Source organism: Mumia sp. zg.B53 (assembly GCF_019550935.1).
Lineage (GTDB): Bacteria > Actinomycetota > Actinomycetes > Propionibacteriales > Nocardioidaceae > Mumia.
In genome coordinates this window covers 454,467-475,936 of record NZ_JAHWCK010000001.1, presented here as the reverse complement: position 1 = coordinate 475,936, position 21,470 = coordinate 454,467, and the positions used below count along the sequence as shown (strand labels likewise).

At 68.0% G+C, this 21,470-nt stretch carries 18 protein-coding genes and 3 rRNA genes; 19 read left to right on the top strand and 2 right to left on the bottom strand.

Going from position 1 to position 21,470, the window contains the following annotated elements:
- The first annotated feature begins 9 nt into the window (after positions 1-9).
- Positions 10-723: a hypothetical protein gene (locus KV102_RS02440; RefSeq protein WP_220345206.1), complete on the top strand. Its 714-nt coding sequence runs from the start codon at positions 10-12 to the stop codon at positions 721-723.
- A 45-nt stretch (positions 724-768) separates the two neighbouring features.
- Here the strand turns inward: KV102_RS02440 and KV102_RS02435 are convergent, their stop codons facing one another.
- A complete protein-coding gene (locus KV102_RS02435; RefSeq protein WP_220345205.1) occupies positions 769-1,914 on the bottom strand; it encodes a serine hydrolase in 1,146 nt (381 codons plus the stop codon).
- Positions 1,915-1,985: 71 nt separating this feature from the next.
- Between KV102_RS02435 and KV102_RS02430 the strand changes: the two genes are divergently transcribed.
- From KV102_RS02430 to rrf, 11 genes are all read left to right on the top strand, one after another.
- Positions 1,986-2,525 carry a PadR family transcriptional regulator gene (locus KV102_RS02430; RefSeq protein ID WP_220341841.1) on the top strand — a complete coding sequence of 180 codons (540 nt, stop codon included), beginning with the start codon at positions 1,986-1,988 and terminating at the stop codon, positions 2,523-2,525.
- 110 nt (positions 2,526-2,635) lie between these two features.
- Positions 2,636-3,859: a CpaF family protein gene (locus KV102_RS02425; protein WP_220345204.1), complete on the top strand. Its 1,224-nt coding sequence runs from the start codon at positions 2,636-2,638 to the stop codon at positions 3,857-3,859.
- Positions 3,859-4,713, top strand: a complete 855-nt coding sequence (locus tag KV102_RS02420) for a type II secretion system F family protein (RefSeq protein ID WP_220341839.1) — start codon at positions 3,859-3,861, stop codon at positions 4,711-4,713. The genes KV102_RS02425 and KV102_RS02420 overlap by 1 nt, the downstream gene beginning before the upstream one ends.
- Positions 4,710-5,642, top strand: coding sequence for a type II secretion system F family protein (locus KV102_RS02415; protein WP_220345203.1), 933 nt, complete (start codon positions 4,710-4,712; stop codon positions 5,640-5,642). The genes KV102_RS02420 and KV102_RS02415 overlap by 4 nt, the downstream gene beginning before the upstream one ends.
- Before the next feature lie 17 nt (positions 5,643-5,659).
- A complete protein-coding gene (locus KV102_RS02410; protein ID WP_220345202.1) occupies positions 5,660-5,869 on the top strand; it encodes a hypothetical protein in 210 nt (69 codons plus the stop codon).
- On the top strand, positions 5,866-6,270 hold the full coding sequence (locus KV102_RS02405) for a TadE/TadG family type IV pilus assembly protein (protein WP_220345201.1): 405 nt from the start codon (positions 5,866-5,868) through the stop codon (positions 6,268-6,270). Before KV102_RS02410 ends, KV102_RS02405 begins: the two co-directional genes overlap by 4 nt.
- A 47-nt stretch (positions 6,271-6,317) precedes the next feature.
- Complete coding sequence (locus tag KV102_RS02400) at positions 6,318-6,722, top strand: hypothetical protein (protein ID WP_308290204.1); 405 nt, start codon at positions 6,318-6,320, stop codon at positions 6,720-6,722.
- Complete coding sequence (locus KV102_RS02395) at positions 6,719-7,141, top strand: pilus assembly protein TadG-related protein (protein WP_220345199.1); 423 nt, start codon at positions 6,719-6,721, stop codon at positions 7,139-7,141. The genes KV102_RS02400 and KV102_RS02395 overlap by 4 nt, the downstream gene beginning before the upstream one ends.
- 507 nt (positions 7,142-7,648) lie before the next feature.
- A 16S ribosomal RNA gene (locus KV102_RS02390) occupies positions 7,649-9,167 on the top strand.
- A 389-nt stretch (positions 9,168-9,556) separates the two neighbouring features.
- Positions 9,557-12,678, top strand: a 23S ribosomal RNA gene (locus KV102_RS02385).
- Between the two features lie 99 nt (positions 12,679-12,777).
- Positions 12,778-12,894: ribosomal RNA gene (rrf, locus tag KV102_RS02380) — 5S ribosomal RNA — on the top strand.
- The 16S, 23S and 5S rRNA genes sit together here, the layout of an rRNA operon.
- A 280-nt stretch (positions 12,895-13,174) precedes the next feature.
- On the opposite strand, the gene KV102_RS02375 is transcribed toward rrf, so the two are convergent.
- Positions 13,175-14,275: a DUF1015 family protein gene (locus tag KV102_RS02375; protein ID WP_220345198.1), complete on the bottom strand. Its 1,101-nt coding sequence runs from the start codon at positions 14,273-14,275 to the stop codon at positions 13,175-13,177.
- 43 nt (positions 14,276-14,318) lie between these two features.
- Between KV102_RS02375 and KV102_RS02370 the strand changes: the two genes are divergently transcribed.
- The 7 genes from KV102_RS02370 to KV102_RS02340 all read left to right on the top strand — a co-directional run bounded on the left by KV102_RS02370 (position 14,319) and on the right by KV102_RS02340 (position 21,415).
- Entirely contained in the window at positions 14,319-15,443 is a 1,125-nt protein-coding gene (locus tag KV102_RS02370; RefSeq protein ID WP_220345197.1) for an HAD-IIA family hydrolase, read from the top strand.
- Between the two features lie 28 nt (positions 15,444-15,471).
- Positions 15,472-15,735: a hypothetical protein gene (locus tag KV102_RS02365; protein WP_220345196.1), complete on the top strand. Its 264-nt coding sequence runs from the start codon at positions 15,472-15,474 to the stop codon at positions 15,733-15,735.
- Positions 15,732-16,565, top strand: coding sequence for a TlyA family RNA methyltransferase (locus tag KV102_RS02360; RefSeq protein WP_220345195.1), 834 nt, complete (start codon positions 15,732-15,734; stop codon positions 16,563-16,565). The genes KV102_RS02365 and KV102_RS02360 overlap by 4 nt, the downstream gene beginning before the upstream one ends.
- Positions 16,562-17,539 (top strand): NAD kinase, encoded by a 978-nt coding sequence (locus KV102_RS02355; RefSeq protein ID WP_220341829.1) that lies wholly within the window; start codon positions 16,562-16,564, stop codon positions 17,537-17,539. Before KV102_RS02360 ends, KV102_RS02355 begins: the two co-directional genes overlap by 4 nt.
- 7 nt (positions 17,540-17,546) lie before the next feature.
- Positions 17,547-19,250: a DNA repair protein RecN gene (recN, locus tag KV102_RS02350; RefSeq protein WP_220345194.1), complete on the top strand. Its 1,704-nt coding sequence runs from the start codon at positions 17,547-17,549 to the stop codon at positions 19,248-19,250.
- A gap of 102 nt (positions 19,251-19,352) precedes the next feature.
- Positions 19,353-20,519, top strand: a complete 1,167-nt coding sequence (gene steA / locus KV102_RS02345; protein WP_220345193.1) for a putative cytokinetic ring protein SteA — start codon at positions 19,353-19,355, stop codon at positions 20,517-20,519.
- On the top strand, positions 20,519-21,415 hold the full coding sequence (locus KV102_RS02340) for a copper transporter (RefSeq protein ID WP_220341826.1): 897 nt from the start codon (positions 20,519-20,521) through the stop codon (positions 21,413-21,415). Before steA ends, KV102_RS02340 begins: the two co-directional genes overlap by 1 nt.
- Positions 21,416-21,470 lie beyond the last annotated feature (55 nt).

Below are 21,470 nucleotides of genomic sequence, written 5' to 3'. Positions count from 1 at the left end.
ACTCGGGCGATGCTCCTGAACGCCGCGACCGTCCTCATGGGCACGGTCGTCAGCCTCGTCCTGCTCGGACTCGTGATGGGGTTCAGCCCGACGCTGATCGCGACCCAGGTGGCGGTCGTCGCGCGGTCGCGTGGGTCGGTGCGCCCGGGCCTCGTGGTCGCCTGCGGGGTCGCCACCGGCGCCCTCGTCCTCAGCCTCGTCCTGCAGGTCGTCAATCCCGACACGTGGGACTACGTGCTGCGCGGGAAGGTCGAGAAGCTCTTCCTCCAGCAGGCCTTCGACGAGATCGCCGGCGTGCTGTTCGTCGTGGCCGGGATCTGGCTCCTGTGGCGACGCCCGACCACCGACGATCGAGCGGTCTCACGCACGGCCGAGCGACTGCTCGACCGCCCTCGGGACCTGTTCACCTTCGCGGTGCTCAACACCGTCGTGGGCGTGAGCGGTGCTGCGACGACGTACCTCGTCGTTCGGCTGGCGCGGGAAAGCACCTCGGTCGTCGCGCTGCAGGTGCTCGTGTACGTCGGCTTCGCGGCAGCCGCGGCGGCGCCGTACGTCCTGCTGGCGTGGGGCCGCCTCCGGATCCCGGCGCTCGCGGGTCCTGCCGACCGCGTGGTCGCGTGGGTCCGCTCGCAGCACTGGCGCAGGATCAGCGCAGTGCTGCTGATCGTCGCCGGGACGCTTCTTTTCGTCGCCGCGCTCACCGACTACTTCGGTCTGCGCTGACGCGCGGTCAGGTGCGCGGTGCCGCCTCGTACGCCGAGCCCGCGTTCAGCGGGGCCAGGTGTAGAGGAGCCGCGCCATCAGCCGGAACGGGATCGCCTGGCCCTTGACCTGGTCGACGGTGCCCGCGAGGTGCAGCCCCCGCTCGGGACAGTGGAACAGCCACGTGCCGGTGGAGCCGGAGTGGCCGACGAGGATGACGGGTCGACGCCCGGCGGACATGAGCCGGCCGACGGTGAAGAACATGGTGCCGAGGCCGTACTGGAGGACGGGGATGTCGCGGAGCCTGTTGCGCCGCTCTGTGAGCAGGTCCACCGTCTTGGCGTCGCGGAAGAGCTCGCCGCGGAGGAGCGCGCGCTGGAACGTGATCAGGTCTCCGGTGGTGCTCACGAGGTCGTTGCTGGACGCGATGACCGAGGGCAGGTCGACCCGCCGCTGCTTGGCGTACATCGGGAACGGCGCTGATGCTGTGGCCGGGGGCTGGTGCCCGGGGAGCCAGGTCTGGGTGAGGCCGAGGGGCTCGATGATCCGGTCGCCGAGCAGCTCGGCGAATCCTCGCCCGGTCGTGGTCTCGAGGATGCGGATGAGCAGCTGGAAGCCGGTGTCGCAGTAGCGCGCCTTCTGTCGTGACGCGGCGAGATCTTGCGGCGGGAAGTGGGGACGGTGCGCGCGGGTGAGCCGGAGGATGTCGTCGAAGGTCCAGCCGGCATCCTCTGCGGCCTCGAGACGCTGGTGGAGGCTCGGCCCGCCGTCGCGTACCTCGAAGTAGTCGGGCAGCCCCGACGTGTGACTGAGAAGGTGGCGCACGGTGATCGCGGCTGTCCGGTCGACGCCGTCGAGGACGTGAAGGCCGGCGGTCGTCTCCGTCGGCAGGTACGCGGTGATCGGTGCGTCGACGTCGAGCTCTCCACGCTCGTACGCCTGCAGCACGAGCGTCACGATGAAGCGTTTGGTGATGCTCGCGGTGAAGAACGGTGTCTCGGGCTGCGACCGGAGGTCGCTGGGCCCGGCGGGGCCGATGGCCGCCGACCAGTGCTGACCCTCGTCGGTGGCGATGGCGACGCGGGCGTGGTGGAGATCGCGTCGTACGACGAACGTCTCCAGCAGGCGCACCAGGCGTCGGTCGAGCTCGGCGGGGACACGGTTGTCGGGTCCCGCGGCCGTCGTGGGCGTGGGGGCAGGCGATTCAGGCACGGCATCCTCATTTCTCTTTGAGACATGTCTAGTAGATGGGTCTCAAAGAGTCAATGGACTAGGGTCTGCGCATGGCGAACGTGATCCTCGGCCTGCTGCTGATCGCTCCGCAGAGCCTGTACGACCTGGTCCGGGCGTTCGAGGCCGGCGTCGCGCTCTTCTACAGCGCGAGCTCGGGCAGCATCAAGCGCGCCCTCGACGTCCTGCTCGACCGGGGGCTCATCGAGGTGGCGAGCGTCGAGGCGGGCGGGCGCGGCAAGAAGGTGTATCGCGTGACCGACGCCGGCCGCGAGGAGTTCCACGCCTGGATGACGGGTGACCTCGTCGGCTCAGATCTCGAGGGTGCGGCGCTCTCGCGGCTCTACTTCCTCGGGCTTCTGGATCCTGCCGACCGTCCGTCGGTCCTGCGCCGCATCGAGACGCGCGTCGAGGCCGACCTCTCCAGGCTCACGAGCCTCGACTCTCACCTCGAGACGGTCGAGGTCCCCGACGAGCTCGCCGACGTCGCCACCTATCAACGCGCGACGCTCGACTACGGCATCGCGTCGCACCGCTTCATCCTCGACTGGTTCCGTGACCGGGTGGAGCGCGCAGAGGCCGACGCGCACTGACGGCGGGCCCTGTCGAGGGCCGGGGTTGTCCACAGTGTGGCCACGGGGTCTGTTGTGGTCGCCCTTGTTTGCGGCAGGATTCCGGGACGACAACCGCCGTGGGGAGTCCCGTGACGACGAGCAGCCTGGCCGACGAGGTGCGTGCCCACGTGCGTGCGCAGGGCGTCGATCCCTTACGGGATGCCGCGACGGTGCGGCGGATCGCCGAGGAGGTTGCTGCGGCTCACGACCAGCGCAGCCTGACTGGCGCCGTGGCGGCGTTGACCGATCCTGACGCGACGGTCGGCGAGCTGGTCGCCGCGGTGTCCGGCCTCGGGCCGCTCCAGCCGTACCTCGATGATCCGGAGGTCGAGGAGATCTGGATCAACGAGCCGTCGCGGGTCTTTGTGGCGCGTGGGGGCAGGCACGAGCTGACGTCGGTGATCCTCGGCCCGGTCGAGGTGCGTGAGCTCGTCGAGCGGATGCTGGCGACCAGTGGCCGGCGGTTGGATCTGAGCCAGCCGTTCGTGGATGCGACGCTTCCGGGAGGTCATCGCCTGCATGTGGTGCTGGAGGGGATCTCGCGCGGATTCGCCGCGGTCAACGTCCGCAAGTTCGTCGCGCGCTTCCGCGGTCTGGGGGACCTGGTCGCCGCCGGCGCGCTGAGCGAGCACGCTGCGGCCTTCCTGAGGGCGAGCGTGGTGTCGGGGCACAACGTGCTCGTCTCCGGAGGCACCCAGGCCGGCAAGACGACGTTCCTCAACGCGCTGGCCGCCGAGGTTCCGGGGACGGAGCGGATCGTGTCGGCCGAGGAAGTCTTCGAGCTGCGGTTCGCCCATCCCGACTGGGTCGCGCTCCAGACGAGACAAGCCGGGCTGGAGGGCACGGGAGAGATCCGGCTCCGGACGCTGGTGAAGGAAGCGCTGCGCATGCGCCCGTCACGACTGGTGATCGGGGAGGTGCGCTCGGAGGAGTGCTTCGACCTGCTGCTCGCACTCAACGCAGGTCTTCCGGGGATGGCGACCTTGCACGCGTCGTCGGCACGGCAGGCGCTGGTCAAGATGTGCACGCTCCCCCTGCTCGCTGGTGAGAACATCTCTGCGCGGTTCGTCGTGCCCACGGTCGCGACCTGCGTGGACCACGTGGTCCATCTGGGCATGGACGCGCAGGGACGGCGGACGGTGCGGGAGATCGCGGCCGTCAGTGGGCGGGTCGAGAACGACGTCATCGAGACGGAGTCCTTGTTCGTCCATCGCGACGGGGCGCTGGTCCGGGCGAGTGGCACGCCGGCTCGAACCGAGCGGTTCGTCCAGGCCGGGATCGACGTGTCGGCGCTCCTGCGGACGGAGGACTGATGGGCTACGTGCTCGGGCTCGGGATCGGGGTGGGGGCGCTCCTGGTCTGGTCCGGGGTGACCGCCCCCGCTCGGGACGGCGCGCGGGGTCGCCGGAGGGGAAGCCTGGATGAGCTTCTCGCACGGGCGGGTGCCCCCGGCACCACCGCACGAGGACTCATCTTGGTGTGTGCCGCCTGCGGCCTGGGCGGACTGGTCGTCGCTCTGCTCGTCACGGCGACGCCCACGGTGGCACTGGTCGCCGGCATCGGCGCGGCGTATGTCCCGCTTGCCGTGATCCGCGGTCGCGCCGGCCGGGTAGCCGAGGAGCGGGCGGCGGCCTGGCCGGAAGCCGTCGATCATCTGGCGTCGGCGGTGCGCGCGGGCATGTCCTTGCCGGAGGCGATCTCGGGGCTGGGGGAGCGCGGCCCCGAGCCGCTTCGAGAGCCCTTCGTTGCGTTCGCCCGTGACTACCAGGCGAGCGGCAGGTTCGCCGAGTGCCTCGACGGACTCAAGGCACGGCTTGCCGATCCGGTCGGAGACCGCGTCGTCGAGGCGTTGCGCGTGGCTCGAGACGTCGGTGGCGGCGATCTCGGGAGGATGCTGCGGACATTGTCGGGATTCCTGCGCGACGATCTACGCACGCGCGGTGAGCTCGTCGCACGGCAGGCCTGGACCATCAACGGCGCGCGTCTGGCGGTGTCGGCGCCCTGGATCGTCCTCGGACTGATGTCCTTGCAGCGCGACGCGATCACCCGGTTCGGATCCGGCACGGGACTCGCGCTGCTCGTCGTCGGCCTCGCCGTGTGTGTCCTCGCCTATCGGTTGATGCTGCTCATCGGGCGTCTTCCACGTGAGCCGCGGGTGCTGCGGTGACGGCGCCGCTTCTCGGTGCGCTCCTCGCCGCCGGCGTCGCGATCGGGCTGCTCGAGCTCGTGCGCGTCGCGCGGTTGCGGCAGCGCCCCTCCCTGGTGAGCCGCATCGAGCCCTTTGTCCGCGACGTCACGGTCGGCATGCCGGCCCCTCGCCAGGGGGCTGAGTCGTGGGCTGCCGGTCGAGCAGTGTTCGGCCCGGCAGTGCGCCGTACGGCGGGCGTGGTCGAGCGGGTGCTGGGAGGCAGCGCCTCGGTCCGCAGGCGTCTCCGCAGACGGGCGTCGACGAGCACGCTCGAGGAGTTCCGGGCGAGCCAGGTCGTGTGGGGGGTCGCGGCCTTTGGGGCGTCGGCGGCGGTCCTTCTCTCCTGGGGGATGGTGGCCGACGTCCGGCCCCTTGCGGGGCTGATCCTCTGCGTGGCCGCCGGGGTCACCGGTGTTCTCGCCCGCGACCTTGCGCTCACCCACGAGGTCCAGCGCCACGAGGAACGGGTCACCCGTGAGTTCCCGACTCTTGCGGACCTGCTCGCACTGGCCGTCGCCGCAGGAGAGGGGCCTGTCTCAGCCCTGGAACGCGTCGCAGACGTGAGCAACGGCGCCATGTCGCGGGACCTTCGCACGGTCGTCGCCGACGTCCGGACCGGACGACCGTTGGCCGATGCGCTCGACGACTTGTCTGCTCGTACGGGCGTGCCCGCGGTCGCACGGTTCGCCGAGACGCTCGCCGTCGCGGTCGAGCGGGGGACGCCGCTGGTCGACGTCCTGCACGCACAGGCCGCGGACGTCCGAGAGGCCGGCCGCCGCGAGCTGGTCGAGTCCGGCGCACGGCGTGAGGTGCTGATGCTCGTGCCGGTGGTGTTCCTCGTTCTGCCCGTCACCGTCCTCTTCGCCTTCTATCCCGGTCTGGTCAGCCTGTCCGTCACCACGCCATGAACTCCAGAGGAGTGCCCATGCAGCTCGCAACCCTGCACCGTCGTCTCGGATGCCCGCCGCGCTCGGGGGTGCCTGAGCGCGTCCGCCGTCGCGGCGAACGCGGCGACGTCCCGGGGTGGGTGATGATCACCGTCATGTCGGCCGGTCTCGTCGCCGGATTGACCGCCTTGGCCGGGCCACAGCTGAAGGCGATGCTCCAGGCTGCTCTGGCTTCCGTCGGGGGATGAGCGTCGCGCGCCGCCGCGGCAATCCACGTGGGGACGAGGAGGCGTCGGCCGTCGCCGAGTTCTGTCTCGTGATGGTGGTGCTGGTCCCGCTCGTGCTGGCGATCGTCCAGGTGGGGCTCGTCCTCCACGTCCGCAACACGGTCACCGCTGCTGCTGCCGACGGTGCTCGCGCAGCGTCGCGGGACGGCGCCTCACTCCAGACGGGGGTGTCGCGAGCCCGATCACAGATCACTCGAGCGCTCTCCGCCCGGTACGCCGGTGACGTCCGGGCGGAGCGGGCCTCCGTCCACGGACAGCCCGTCGTCATGGTCCGCGTACGCGCCAGCGTCCCCGCGCTGGGGATCTTCGGGTCCACCGTCGACGTCGAAGGCGTCGGCCGGGCCGTGACGGAGATCGGATGAGGGCGCGAGGGAGGACTCGTGACCTCGGACGAGAGAGCGGGTCCGCGGTGGTCGAGACCACGTGGCTCGCGCTCCTTCTCCTGGTTCCGCTCCTGTACGTGGTCCTCTCCGTCTTCGAGGTCCAGCGGTCTGCGTACGGCGTGAGCGCTGCCGGTCGGGCGGCCGGACGCGCGTACGTCCAGGCACCGAACCCGACGGTGGCGGATAGACGTGCCCTCCGGGCGGCGCAGCTGGTTCTCGAGGACCACCGGATCAAGACCGACACGATCGACGTCCGGCTGCGGTGTGCCGGCGGACCGTGCCTCAGTCCCGGCTCCTCGATCGTCGTCACCGTGACGGCGCGTGCCCAGCTGCCGTTCATCCCTGATGCCCTCGGCGGTGCGCGGCCGGCCGTGCGCGTGGGCAGCACGCACACGGAGCCGTACGGCCGATTCCGAGAGGACCGGTCATGAGCCGGCCCGAGAGTGGGCAGGTCACTGTGATGATCGTCGGCTTCTTCGTCGTCGCTGGCTTGGTGGTCGCCATGGCGGTCAACGCGTCGGCCGCATACCTCGGCCAACGCCGGCTCGCCGACCTCGCCGACGGCGCGGCGCTCGCGGCGAGCGAGGGAGTGACCCGCTCCAGCCTGTACGCGGCGGGTGACAGGACGATCGCGCTCGACGCGGCCGCCGCGCGCACCGCCGCCGAGGACTACCTCCGCGAGAGCGGGGCCGGAGCAACGGTCCGAGGGCTCACCTGGCAGGTCGACGAGAGCGGTGACGCGGTCCGCGTGCGTCTGCGAGCTGGCGTCCGGATGCCGTTGGTGCCACCGGGGTGGGGTGAGACGGCGAGAGTGGAGGCGGATGCCGTCGTGGAGCTCCGCGTCCGGTGAGGGGCACCGGAGGCGGTCAGTGCGCACATCGCCGCAGGTCAGAGCAGGTTTTAGCGCTAAGGGGTACCCCCGGTTTGACCCTCCGAAACCGACCCTGTAATGTTCTTCTTGTTGCCGGGGACGGCGGCGGGCAAGGCCGAGAGGCCGGGCACGCGGCCCTGGTGACCACCACCTCCAGAAGAACCTAGCCGGTTCCGCACGTTCGGGACTAGTCAAGGTCACTGCTGAGCGCTCGAGGGGCCCAGGTTTGGGTCTCTGTCGGACGCCTGGTAGGTTTGGGGGTCGCGCCTTGGTCTGATGCTCCTGTGTGGGGTTGAGGGTTTTGTGTGTCTGATGTTTGAGAACTCAACAGTGTGTCAAAAGTCGACGAGATAATCAGCGACCTTGATGATGGCCTGGTTTTGCTGGGTTGTTGTTTTGGTCAAATTCCGTGACAGAATTATTTGTCAGCAAATAGTGATGTCCGGGGTTGAACGTTTTTGTTGTGCCTGACCGTTTGGTTGGGTTTCGATGGAGAGTTTGATCCTGGCTCAGGACGAACGCTGGCGGCGTGCTTAACACATGCAAGTCGAGCGGTAAGGCCCTTCGGGGTACACGAGCGGCGAACGGGTGAGTAACACGTGAGTAATCTGCCCTCCACTCTGGGATAACCTCTGGAAACGGTGGCTAATACCGGATATGACCTCCTGCCGCATGGTGGGTGGTGGAAAGTTTTTCGGTGGGGGATGAGCTCGCGGCCTATCAGCTTGTTGGTGGGGTGATGGCCTACCAAGGCGACGACGGGTAGCCGGCCTGAGAGGGTGACCGGCCACACTGGGACTGAGACACGGCCCAGACTCCTACGGGAGGCAGCAGTGGGGAATATTGGACAATGGGCGAAAGCCTGATCCAGCAACGCCGCGTGAGGGATGACGGCCTTCGGGTTGTAAACCTCTTTCAGTAGGGACGAAGCGAGAGTGACGGTACCTACAGAAGAAGGACCGGCCAACTACGTGCCAGCAGCCGCGGTAATACGTAGGGTCCGAGCGTTGTCCGGAATTATTGGGCGTAAAGGGCTCGTAGGCGGTTTGTCGCGTCGGGAGTGAAAACTTGGGGCTTAACCCCATTCGTGCTTCCGATACGGGCAGACTAGAGGCAGGCAGGGGAGAACGGAATTCCTGGTGTAGCGGTGGAATGCGCAGATATCAGGAGGAACACCGGTGGCGAAGGCGGTTCTCTGGGCCTGTTCTGACGCTGAGGAGCGAAAGCATGGGGAGCGAACAGGATTAGATACCCTGGTAGTCCATGCCGTAAACGTTGGGCGCTAGGTGTGGGATCCATTCCACGGGTTCCGTGCCGCAGCTAACGCATTAAGCGCCCCGCCTGGGGAGTACGGCCGCAAGGCTAAAACTCAAAGGAATTGACGGGGGCCCGCACAAGCGGCGGAGCATGCTGATTAATTCGATGCAACGCGAAGAACCTTACCTGGGTTTGACATACACCAGAAGCCTGCAGAGATGTGGGTCTCTTTGGACACTGGTGTACAGGTGGTGCATGGCTGTCGTCAGCTCGTGTCGTGAGATGTTGGGTTAAGTCCCGCAACGAGCGCAACCCTTGTCCTATGTTGCCAGCACGTGATGGTGGGGACTCATAGGAGACTGCCGGGGTCAACTCGGAGGAAGGTGGGGATGACGTCAAGTCATCATGCCCCTTATGTCCAGGGCTTCAAGCATGCTACAATGGCCGGTACAAAGGGCTGCGATGCCGTAAGGTGGAGCGAATCCCAAAAAGCCGGTCTCAGTTCGGATTGGGGTCTGCAACTCGACCCCATGAAGTCGGAGTCGCTAGTAATCGCAGATCAGCAACGCTGCGGTGAATACGTTCCCGGGCCTTGTACACACCGCCCGTCACGTCATGAAAGTCGGCAACACCCGAAGCCGGTGGCCTAACCCCTTGTGGGAGGGAGCTGTCGAAGGTGGGGCTGGCGATTGGGACGAAGTCGTAACAAGGTAGCCGTACCGGAAGGTGCGGCTGGATCACCTCCTTTCTAAGGAGCATTGCTCATCTCCTGCATCCTGGTGGTGTGGGGGGTGTGTTCCCGGCTTGATCACGCGAGTGTCGTGGTGGTCGGGTGCTCAGATGGTGGAACGTCGATTATTCAGCTGGTTCTGCCGGCCTGGTCTTAGTACTGCCTGTCTCCTTTTGGGGGTGGGTGTGGAACGGGGTTGGGTGTGGTGGGGCGGGTTGGGCACACTGTTGGGTCCTGAGGCATCAGGCGCTTCTGCTGGTCTCCCTTGTCTGGGGGGTTGGTGGGGGTGCTGTTGTCTTGGTTCCGGCCATGTCGGCTGCGGAGGTTTCTTCGTGGTTCGGGGTGGTTGCGGGTTGTGGTTTGAGAACTTCACAGTGGACGCGAGTGTCTTTGTAGTGTGTGTAATTTTACAAGCTACTAAGGGCACATGGTGGATGCCTTGGCATCGAGAGCCGATGAAGGACGTAGGAGTCTGCGATAAGCCCTGGGGAGCTGACAACCGAGCTGTGATCCAGGGGTGTCCGAATGGGGAAACCCGGCCAGAGTTATGTCTGGTCACCGGCGCCTGAACACATAGGGCGTTCGGAGGGAACGTGGGGAAGTGAAACATCTCAGTACCCACAGGAAGAGAAAACAACAGTGATTCCGTGAGTAGTGGCGAGCGAAAGCGGATGAGGCTAAACCGTGCAGATGTTAAAGACGGCGGTCGTTGTCTGTGCGGGGTCGTGGGAACGTGCTTGCTGGTTCTGCCGGACTAGCGGGAAGTGATAAAGCTCAGTTGAAGTCGAAGGGCCTGGAATGGTCCGGCGTAGAGGGTGAGACCCCTGTAGACGTAAACCTGAGCCTTCCTTGTGCGTATCCCGAGTAACGCGTGACTCCTGGAATTGCGCGTGAATTTGGCGGGACCACCCGTTAAGCCTAAATACTCCTCGATGACCGATAGCGGACTAGTACCGTGAGGGAAAGGTGAAAAGTACCCCGGGAGGGGAGTGAAATAGTACCTGAAACCATGTGCCTACAATCCGTCGGAGCCTTGACTTCGGTCGTGGTGACGGCGTGCCTTTTGAAGAATGAGCCTGCGAGTTAGTGGTACGTGGCGAGGTTAACCCGTTGTGGGGTAGCCGTAGCGAAAGCGAGTCCGAATAGGGCGTTTGAGTCGCGTGCTCTAGACCCGAAGCGGAGTGATCTATCCATGGGCAGGTTGAAGCGCGGGTAAGACCGCGTGGAGGACCGAACCCACTTAGGTTAAAAACTGAGGGGATGACCTGTGGATAGGGGTGAAAGGCCAATCAAACTCCGTGATAGCTGGTTCTCCCCGAAATGCATTTAGGTGCAGCGTCGTTTGTTTCTTGCCGGAGGTAGAGCACTGGATGGTCTAGGGGGCCTACAAGCTTACCGAAATCAACCAAACTCCGAATGCCGGCAAGTGAGAGAGCGGCAGTGAGACTGCGGGGGATAAGCTCCGTAGTCGAGAGGGAAACAGCCCAGACCATCAGCTAAGGCCCCTAAGCGATTGCTAAGTGGAAAAGGATGTGGAGTCGCACAGACAACCAGGAGGTTGGCTTAGAAGCAGCCACCCTTGAAAGAGTGCGTAATAGCTCACTGGTCAAGTGATTCTGCGCCGACAATTTAGCGGGGCTCAAGCAATCCGCCGAAGCTATGGCATTCATACGTGTACTCGGCTCGTCTCCTTCGGGTGGCGGGTCCAGGTGTGTGGATGGGTAGGGGAGCGTCGTGTGGCGTGTGAAGCGGCGGGGTGACCCAGCCGTGGATGCCACACGAGTGAGAATGCAGGCATGAGTAGCGAATGAAGAGTGAGAAACTCTTCCGCCGAATGACCAAGGGTTCCAGGGTCAAGCTAATCTGCCCTGGGTAAGTCGGGACCTAAGGCGAGGCCGACAGGCGTAGTCGATGGACAACGGGTTGATATTCCCGTACCGGCGTTGGTGCGCCCATGCTGAATCAGTAATGCTAAGCACCCGAGCCGAGCGTGACTGCCCTTCGGGGTGGCGTGTCTTGGTAAGCGTGTGACCCGAGCTGGTAGTAGGCAAGTGATGGGGTGACGCAGGAAGGTAGCTCATCGCGGCGATGGTTGTCCGCGTGTAAGGATGTAGGACGAGGGATAGGCAAATCCGTTCCTCATGTGTCTGAGATCTGATGCCGAGCCGTTTCAGGCGAAGTGAGTGATCCTATGCTGTCGAGAAAAGCCTCTAGCGAGTACCAGAGCCGCCCGTACCCCAAACCGACACAGGTGGTCAGGTAGAGAATACCAAGGCGATCGAGTGAATCGTGGTTAAGGAACTCGGCAAAATGCCCCCGTAACTTCGGGAGAAGGGGGGCCCGACTCGTGAACACCCTTGCGGTGGGAGCGATGACGGCCGCAGAGACCAGGCCCAAGCGACTGTTTACTAAAAACACAGGTCCGTGCGAAGAAGTAATTCGATGTATACGGACTGACTCCTGCCCGGTGCTGGAAGGTTAAGGGGACGTGTTAGCACTTCGGTGCGAAGCGCTGAACTTAAGCCCCAGTAAACGGCGGTGGTAACTATAACCATCCTAAGGTAGCGAAATTCCTTGTCGGGTAAGTTCCGACCTGCACGAATGGAGTAACGACTTGGGCGCTGTCTCAACCACGAGCTCGGCGAAATTGCACTACGAGTAAAGATGCTCGTTACGCGCGGCAGGACGGAAAGACCCCGGGACCTTCACTACAGCTTGGTATTGGTGTTTGGTTCGACTTGTGTAGGATAGGTGGGAGACTGTGAAGCAGCCACGCCAGTGGTTGTGGAGTCATCGTTGAAATACCACTCTGGTCGTACTAGATATCTAACTTAGGTCCGTGATCCGGATCAGGGACAGTGCCTGGTGGGTAGTTTAACTGGGGCGGTTGCCTCCTAAAATGTAACGGAGGCGCCCAAAGGTTCCCTCAGCCTGGTTGGCAATCAGGTGTTGAGTGTAAGTGCACAAGGGAGCTTGACTGTGACACCGACGGGTGGAGCAGGGACGAAAGTCGGGACTAGTGACCCGGCGCTGGCATGTGGAAGCGGCGTCGCTCAACGGATAAAAGGTACCCCGGGGATAACAGGCTGATCTTCCCCAAGAGTCCATATCGACGGGATGGTTTGGCACCTCGATGTCGGCTCGTCGCATCCTGGGGCTGGAGCAGGTCCCAAGGGTTGGGCTGTTCGCCCATTAAAGCGGCACGCGAGCTGGGTTTAGAACGTCGTGAGACAGTTCGGTCCCTATCCGCCGCGCGCGTAGGAAACTTGAGAAAGGCTGTCCCTAGTACGAGAGGACCGGGATGGACGAACCTCTGGTGTGTCAGTTGTTCTGCCAAGAGCACTGCTGATTAGCTACGTTCGGGAGTGATAACCGCTGAAAGCATCTAAGCGGGAAGCACGTTTCAAGATGAGGTTTCCCACCCCTTGTGGGTTAAGGCCCCCAGTAGACCACTGGGTTGATAGGCCGGAAGTGGAAGCGCAGCAATGCGTGTAGCTGACCGGTACTAATAGGCCGAGGGCTTGTTCTACACACACTTCAACGACACTTATGCGTCCACTGTGAGGTTCTGGGACCACAACCCAGAACCCGAAACACACCAAAGTTTTGGGGTTGTAACCCGAAGGGTTACGGCGGCCATGGCGAAGGGGAAACACCCGGACACATTCCGAACCCGGAAGTTAAGCCCTTCAGCGCCGATGGTACTGCACGGGAGACTGTGTGGGAGAGTAGGACGCCGCCGGACAATATTTAGGCCGAAGGCCGTCACCACTGGTGACGGCCTTCGGTCATTTTTGCGTTCACCCTCGCGTCTTCAGAGCCAGAACGCCATGATCCTTTCGGCAAGCGCTCGCCCGCGCGCTTGGCCGGCACGCGCAACGTCAGGGCGCCGTGAGAGATCCCTCTCCGTGGGCCCGAACAGGTGCTCCGAGGCGCTCATCGGTGTCGCCTTCCGGGAAGCGCCGGGCGGGCGCTCCCGGTGGCGACGAGCTCAGTCGCCCGATCGTGGGTGTGCAGCGGGGAGGTCAGCCCCAGCGGCGCATGATCATGCCGACGCGCGGCTTCGGGCGGAACCACGATGACTTGTGCGGGAGGAGCCGACCGGTAGTCGCCGCCCGTGTCACGGTCTCCAGAGACGGCGTCGCCAGCAGGAGCGAGACGCCGCCCTCCTCCTTGGCGATGCGCGCGGCCGCGTCCAGGTCGGGCTCGTAGCTGACCGCGTCGGACTCCAGCCCGTGGTGGGGGGTGAAGACGTCCTCGACCCAGCACGAGGCGCACTCGTACGCGTCGACGCCCAGGAACCGTCGCCCGTCGGTCAGCACGCAGCGCGTCTCGCTGACGGCGATGAACTCCGCAGCGGCCTCGACGCCGGCAAGCTCGAGAGCGGGCAGCGGCAGGCCCAGCAGCGCTTCGTCGAGGTTGAGCTGTGCGACGAACCGGTGGATCGGGCCGACCGTGAGGACGGGCTGGTCGAGCACGAGCGTGAGCGCGAGTCGGCCCTCACGCTCGGGGGCGGTGCGCCACGCGGCATAACGGTGGTGGCCGTCGGCGATGACGAGCTGCTGGTCCGCGAGGCGCTCGCTGACCGCTCGAAGAGTCTTCGGGTCGGTGATCGCCCAGATCTCGTCCGACCGGCCGAGGTCCTCCGCCACGTGGTCGGCTGGGCGGTCGGTCGCCGCCGCCAGCAGGGGACCGATCGGCTCCCGCGTGGTGTAGGCGGTGATCGGCTCCCACTGGGCCCGCGTCGCCTCGGCGAGGCGGGCCTGCCGGATCGCGTACGCGGCGATCACGTCCTCATGCGGGCGAAGGTTGCCCGCCTCGAGGTCGACGAGCACGACGACGCCGAGGGCCTCGTGGCCGTCCTCGACCGTGCGGTATGCGTAGAAGGCGGGCTCCGCGTCGATGCCGAGCGTGCCGTCGTCCATCCACTCATGGGCGACGCGCGTCGCCTGATGGGGGTCGTCGCTCCTGAACGCAGGCTCGAGCAGCCGGAGCACGTGGTGCTCGGGCAGGTCTCGAGGGGCCCGTGACCAGGACGCCGACGGCACGTAGGTACGGGTCGAGACGACGGCGGAGCCGCCGCGGAAGCCCACAGCCCGGAACGGTCGGATGACGGCGTTGTCCACCGGTGCATCGTAGGCCAGACGTCGTGGCCCTACGCTGGTCGCGATGCCCGACCACACGCTCAAACCTGCCGCCGCCTCGTGGGCGAACGCCTCCTCCGACTCCCGCCGGCGCCCGACCGTGCGCCTCTCCGCCTGCGACGACCCGCTCCGGGAGCGCTACGACGTCGCGATGCTCGACCTCGACGGCGTCGTCTACCGCGGCGAGGACGCGATCGAGCACGTCGCCGAGAACCTCGAGGAGGCCCACAAGGCGGGCCTGCGACTCGCCTACGTGACCAACAACGCTGCGAGGACGCCCGACGCGGTGGTGGCCAAGCTCCGCGGGCTCGGCATGCCGACCGACGACGACGGCGTGGTCACCTCGGCCCAGGCGGCGGGGCGACTTCTCGCGGGCCTTGTACCGGCGGGCTCCCGCGTCCTCGTCGTCGGCGGCGAGGGCCTGAGGCGCGCGGTCGAGGAGCACGGTCTCGTCGTGGTGACGTCTGCTGACGACGAGCCGGCAGCAGTGGTCCAGGGCTTCTCGCCCGACCTCGGATGGCAGCAGCTGGCAGAGGCAGCGTACGCGGTCTCGACCGGCATCCCCTGGGTCGCGAGCAACACGGACGGGTCGATCCCGACCGCGCGCGGTCTCGCTCCCGGCAACGGCACCCTCGTCGCTGCCGTCGCCACCGCCACCGGGCGTCGGCCGGAGGTTGCGGGCAAGCCGTACCCGCCGCTCTTCGACGAGACGGTCCTCCGCGTCGGTGGGTCGCACCCGCTCGTCGTCGGCGACCGGCTCGACACCGACATCGAAGGCGCCAACAACGTCGGAGCCGACAGCCTCCTCGTGCTGACCGGCGTCAGTGATCTCGACGCCGTGGTCGCCGCAGCGCCTTCCGTGCGTCCCACCTACGTCGCGCCGGACCTGCGCGCCCTTTCGCTGCCGCAGACCGCGGTGGAGGTCGTGGACGGCTCCGCACGCTGTGGCCGGCACACGGTCCGTGCCGAGCGAGGCGCCCTCGTCGTGGACGGCGCGCCGGGGGTGGACGAGCCGCTGTCGGCCGTCGAGCTGCTGCGTGCCGTCGTGGCGTTGTCGTGGCACCACCACGACGAGGTGGCGGGGGAGTCGGGGTCGCGGCTCGACCTCTCTGCCGTCCGTGCCGCCCTCGCGGGCTGGGGAGTGCGATGATCGATCCGGTGACACGAAGGAGCGCGAGATGACCGAAGGCGCCTCCGAGCGCGAGACCCCGGGCCTGCGACCGGGTCCCCGTCCAGGACCTCCGAGCCCGCGACCGACCCCGCCCCAGGCGGCGCCCGCCGACGAGGACGGGCCGGACCCCCGTGTCCAGGCGGTCCTCTCCGACCTCGAGAAGCTCGCCGAGCTGCCGGTCGGCGAGCACCTCGCGGTGTACGAGCGGGTGCACGCCAAGCTCCGCGAGGTCCTGCAGACGGCCGGCCAGCAACCACCCGAGACCCCGTGAGCCGACGGATACGGCTCGACGCGGAGCTCGTACGCCGTGGGCTCGCGCGGTCGCGCGAGCAGGCGAGCGACCTCATCACCGCGGGACGGGTGACGGTGGACGGCGCTCGAGCGTCGAAGCCGGCGACCCAGGTCACCACCGATCAGGCGGTGGTCGTCCGCGACGTCGAGAACGACCCGGGGTACGCCTCCCGGGGCGCCTACAAGCTGCTGGGTGCGCTCGAGGCCTTCGAGCCGCTCGGCCTCGCCGTCGACGGACGCCGGTGCCTCGACGCCGGTGCCTCGACGGGTGGCTTCACCGACGTCCTGCTGAGGCGTGGTGTGAAGGAGGTCGTGGCCGTCGACGTCGGCTACGGCCAGCTCGTCTGGGCGCTCCAGAAGGACCCTCGCGTGGTGGTCCACGACCGGACCAACGTGCGCGAGCTCGAGCGGGAGACGATCGGTGGCCCGGTCGACCTGGTCGTGTCGGACCTGTCGTTCATCTCGCTCACGTTGGTGATGCCCGCGTTCGCGCGGGTCTGCGTCGACGACGGCGACCTGGTCCTGATGGTGAAGCCGCAGTTCGAGGTGGGCAAGGACCGTGTCGGCAAGAAGGGCGTCGTCCGTGACCCGGCGCTCCACGTGGACGCGGTCGTGGGGGTGTGCCGCGCGGCGGAGGGCGTCGGATGGGGCACCCGAGCGGTGGCCGCCAGCCCGTTGCCTGGCCCGAGCGGCAACGTCGAGTACTTTGGGTGGTTCCGGCGGGACGCTCCGCCCGTCGTCGAGGACGACGTCCGCGCGGCGGTGGACGCAGGACCGTTGGGATCACCGAGCGGACGGGAGCACCAGTGAGCACTGCACCATCGACCAGCGGTGGGCGGCGCGTGCTGATCCTCGCCCACACCGGCCGCGACGAGGCCAGCAAGGTCGCCGCTGAGTTCGCCCGAGCGATGGTGTCCGAGGGCATCGCCGTCCGCGTCGTGTCCGAGGACGCACCTGCCTTGGAGCGCTGGGGTCTCCCGGACGCGGAGATCGTCCCGGTCGAGCCCGCAGCGGGACGTGGCTGCGAGCTCGCGGTGGTGTTCGGCGGCGACGGGACCCTGCTGCGCGCTGCCGAGCTCGTCCGCGAGTGCGGCACGCCGCTGGTCGGTGTCAACCTCGGCCACGTCGGCTTCCTGGCGGAGGCGGACGTGGACGATCTCGACCACACGGTGCGACGGGTCGTCGAGCGCCGCTACACCGTCGAGGAGCGGATGACCGTGGACGCGCGTGTCTTCGTCGACGACCAGGAGGTCGCCCACAGCTGGGCGCTCAACGAGGCCACCGTGGAGAAGGCGTCCCGGGAGCGGATGCTCGAGGTCGTCGTGGCGATCGACGACCGCCCGGTCTCGCGCTGGGGCTGCGACGGCGTGGTCTGTGCGACGCCCACCGGCTCCACGGCCTACAACTTCAGCGCCGGCGGCCCGGTGGTCTGGCCCGAGGTGCAGGCGCTCCTCATGGTGCCGATCAGTGCGCACGCGCTGTTCGCCCGACCGATGGTCGTCTCACCGACGTCGCTCCTGGCGATCCAGGTGATCCCCGAGGCACCGTCCTCCGGAGTCCTGTGGTGCGACGGACGACGGACGTACGACCTGCCGCCCGGCGCGCGCGTCGAGGTCCGGCAGGGCGACAAGAACATCCGCCTCGCCCGCCTCCACCAGGCACCGTTCACCGACCGCCTCGTGCGCAAGTTCGACCTGCCCGTGAGCGGCTGGCGGGGGTCCGCGGCGAACCGCATCAGCGCGGAGGACCGGCGGAGCCCCTACGGCGGATCGAAGGAGGGCTGAGGCGCTCGTGTGGCAGGAGATCAGGCTGTCGTCGCTGGGCGTGATCGCCGACGCCGAGCTCGAGCTCGGTCCCGGGCTCACGGTCATCACCGGCGAGACGGGTGCGGGCAAGACCATGGTCGTGACCGCACTCGGACTGCTGCGCGGGTCGCGCGCGGACTCCGGGCTGGTCCGGCACGGCGCGGACCGGCTGCGGGTCGAGGCGACCGTCGACGTCGGGGCGCTGCCCGGGGTCCGGGCGCTCCTCGACGAGACGCCTGCGGAGACCGAGGGCGACGAGCTCGTCCTGGCCCGGACGATCGGCAAGGACGGCCGCTCCCGGGCGTACCTCGGCGGCGCGTCGGTGCCCGCCGGGATGCTGGCCCGCCTGAGCGAGCAGCTGGTGGCGGTCCACGGACAGTCGGACCAGCACCGGCTGCTGCGGACGGGTGCCCAGCGTGCGGCGCTCGACCGCTTCGGTGACGTCGAGGCGCTGCTGGAGGACTACCGACCGGCCTACTCCCGGCTGCTCGAAGCACGCCGCACGCTCGACGACCTGACGTCGGCCGGCCAGGAACGCGCCCGCGAGCTCGACGTCCTCGTCTTCGGTCTCGACGAGATCGCGGCCGTCGCCCCTGAGGAGGGGGAGGACGACGCGCTCCGCATCGAGGAGGCGCGACTCGCCCACGCGGAGTCGCTCGCCCTCGCCGCCGCGGAGGCGCACAGTCTGCTGTCCGACACCGACGACGCCTCCGACGTGCTCGACCTGCTGGGCCGTGCGAGCGCCCTGCTCGACGGCGTCCGCGAGCACGACCCGGCTCTCGACGTCCAGGCGCGCCGGCTGGACGAGGTGCGGTTCACCGTCAGCGACGTCGCGGGCGAGCTGGCCTCGTACTCCGACGGCGTGGAGGTCGACCCGGCACGGCTGGCGGGGGTGTCCGAGCGTCGGGCGGCCCTGGCCGGGCTGACCCGCAAGTACGGTCCCACGGTGGCCGACGTCCTTCGTTGGGCCGAGGAGGCGCAGGTCCGCGTGACGACGCTGCAGGGCGACGACGGTCGCATCGCCGAGCTCGCGGACGAGATCGCGGCCCTGGAGAGCGATCTGCTCGCGCAGGCGGCGACGATCACCGCCCGTCGCCGCGAGTCGGCCGTACGCCTGGCGGCCGAGGTCGGTGCGGAGCTCGAGGCGCTCGCGATGCCCCACGCGCGGCTCGACGTGCAGGTGGACGCGCCGGCCTCACCGACGCCGGCCGATCTCGGTCCTGACGGTGTGGACGCGGTCGAGATGCTACTGGCCGCCAACGCTGGTGCGGCCCCTCGGCCTCTCGCCAAGGGAGCCAGCGGCGGAGAGCTCTCCCGCGTGATGCTGGCGCTCGAGGTGGTGCTGGCCGACCGCGCCAGCGTGCCGACGTTCGTCTTCGACGAGGTCGACGCCGGGATCGGGGGACGCGCTGCCATCGAGGTGGGGCGTCGGCTGGCCCGGCTCGCGGCGAACGCCCAGGTCCTCGTCGTGACCCACCTGCCGCAGGTCGCGGCGTTCGGAGACCGGCACTACCACGTGCTCAAGTCCGACGACGGCACGGTCACCACGAGCGGGGTCGGCCTGCTCGACGACGACGCACGCGTGGCGGAGCTGTCACGGATGCTCGCCGGGCTCGAGGGGTCGGCGACGGCCGAGGCCCACGCCCGTGAGCTCGTCGACCTGGCGGCGGAGGATCGCGCCCTCCGCTGACGGTGGAGCGCGCTGACGGTGCGCCCTGAGCGGGCCAATCCGGACACGCCGGACGGCCCAGGGTGCGCCGATCCCCGCAGGGCCGGTGGCAGCATGGCGTCGGTGAGCCTGCTGAACCTCCGCCGTACGCCTCGCGACACCGACCTCGACGTCATGGGACCGGTACGCCTCGTACGCAGCGCACGAGACATCAGACGCGTCCGCTCCGGCGACGTGGCCGTGGCGGACCTGCCGGACCTGGACCGCAGTGCCGCCGAAGAGCTCCGTGAGCGGGGGGTCGTAGCGGTCGTCAACGCCGCCACCTCCAGCACGGGGCGCTATCCGAATCTCGGCCCCCAGGTGCTGGTGGGTGCGGGCGTACCTCTGCTCGACGCCGTCGGCTCCGAGGTCCTCACGTCGCTCAAGGACGGCGAAACGGTCGGACTCGACGGGACGCGGCTCGTCCGTGGCGACGAGCCCGTGGCCGAGGGCACGCTCGTGGACGCGACGGCGGTCGAGGAGATGCTGAGCCGCGGACGCAACGGCATGTCGAGGCAGATGGAGACGCTGGCGGCCAACAGCGGCGAGTACCTGCGCCGCGAGCACGCCATGCTCCTCGAGGGCGTCGGCGTGCCGGAGCTCACCACGAGCCTCGCCGATCGCGAGGTCGTCGTCGTGCTGCCGGGCGCGGACGCCCGCGCCGAGATCCGGTCGATGAAGCGCTATCTGAAGGAGCGCAAGCCGGTCCTGGTCGGTGTCGACTCCGGCGCCGACGCGCTGATGGCCGCGGGCTACGAACCGGCGGTCGTGGTGGGTGACATCGCGCAGATGAGCGATCGCACCCTGCGGGTCGCCGGGGAGGTCGTCGTCACGGGGTCTCGTCGTCACGCGGAGTCGGAGGAGCGCCTGGAGCGACTGCAGCGCACGTCGGTGGGCTTTCCCGGTGCTAGCGGGTCGGAGGAGGCGGCGCTGCTCCTCGCGGATGCGCGGGGCGCCCGGGTCGTCGTGACCGTCGGCGGCTTCGGGACTCTCGAGGAGTTCCTCGACTCCGCCCGCTCGGGAGGCGCCACCCGGTTCCTCACCCGCCTTCGCCTCGGCGCGACGCTCGTGGACGCCAAGGCGATCACAGGGCTTCACCGTCCGCGGTTCACCTGGCTCCAGGTGCTCCTGGTCCTGCTCGTCGCCCTGGTCGCCCTGGGGGCGGCGATCGCGACCACCCCGGTCGGGGGAGAGTGGTTCGACTCCGCCCGCGACTGGCTGTCCACCGCGATCCAGGAAGCCCGTGCCTGATGCCCGTCCGCTCGCTGCTCGTCGTCGCCGCTGCGCTCCTGCTCGCTCTCGCCGGCGGTATCGCTCTCGGGACCGGTGTGCTCGACGGTGCCGAGGCCCCGCCCGCCGCCGCGGACACCTCCAGGTCGGCCGAGGACACTCCTGAGGACGTCGCTGCCCGCGGCCTCGCCGAGGCCTACCGCGACCAGCTCGGTGCGGCACCGCTGGCCGGCCGGCTCACCGGCAGGTCGGTCGTGATGGTCACCCTGCCTGGGGCCGCGGACTCGACCGTCGACTCCGTCGACGCCGCACTGAAGGCGGCCGGAGCCACGGTGGTCGGTTCGGTGGCCGTCACCGACCGCATGCTCGATCCTGCTGACCGCCAGCTCGCTGTAGGCGTCGCCCAGCAGACCTTGAAGGGCGTGACCGACACGCCGACCGATGGGCTCGCCAACTACGAGGTGGTCGGAGCCGCGCTGGGACGTGGGCTCGCGGCGAAGGCGACGACCGCGGTGGACGCCCCCGCGCAGACGATCGTGTCGGCACTCACCGAGGCGAAGCTGGTGGGGACCGCGCAGGCGCCGGCGTCGCGCGCTCAGCTGGCGCTGGTGGTCGCGGGGACGGACGAGACCTTCGAGAGTGGACGCGGTGAGCTGTTGGCCACCATGGTCTCCGGGATGGACTCAGCGGGCCTGGGGAGCCTCGTGGTCGGCCCGGTGGGCTCGGGTGCCCCCGACGGCGCGGTCGAGGCCGTCCGCGCGTCGCCGTCTGCCGAGAGCGTGTCGACGGTCGACGTGGTCGGGGTGCCGTTCGGAGACGTCGCCCTCGTGACCGCCCTGCAGCAGGAGAGCAGCGGGAAGGCCGGACACTTCGGCACCTCGGGCGCGGCCGACGGTGATCTGCCAACGCCCGGATGACCTCGGCCTGGCCGGCCGAGGTGTCGCAGGTCGCACGCGCCACGCCCCGCGGAGG

Coding starts and splice junctions, on each gene's coding strand:
- KV102_RS02440 (WP_220345206.1), top strand. CDS start 10: ATGCTCCTGAACGCCGCGACCGTCCTCATGGGCACGGTCGTCAGCCTC.
- KV102_RS02430 (WP_220341841.1), top strand. CDS start 1,986: ATGGCGAACGTGATCCTCGGCCTGCTGCTGATCGCTCCGCAGAGCCTG.
- KV102_RS02420 (WP_220341839.1), top strand. CDS start 3,859: ATGGGCTACGTGCTCGGGCTCGGGATCGGGGTGGGGGCGCTCCTGGTC.
- KV102_RS02410 (WP_220345202.1), top strand. CDS start 5,660: ATGCAGCTCGCAACCCTGCACCGTCGTCTCGGATGCCCGCCGCGCTCG.
- KV102_RS02405 (WP_220345201.1), top strand. CDS start 5,866: ATGAGCGTCGCGCGCCGCCGCGGCAATCCACGTGGGGACGAGGAGGCG.
- KV102_RS02395 (WP_220345199.1), top strand. CDS start 6,719: ATGAGCCGGCCCGAGAGTGGGCAGGTCACTGTGATGATCGTCGGCTTC.
- KV102_RS02370 (WP_220345197.1), top strand. CDS start 14,319: ATGCCCGACCACACGCTCAAACCTGCCGCCGCCTCGTGGGCGAACGCC.
- KV102_RS02365 (WP_220345196.1), top strand. CDS start 15,472: ATGACCGAAGGCGCCTCCGAGCGCGAGACCCCGGGCCTGCGACCGGGT.
- KV102_RS02340 (WP_220341826.1), top strand. CDS start 20,519: ATGCCCGTCCGCTCGCTGCTCGTCGTCGCCGCTGCGCTCCTGCTCGCT.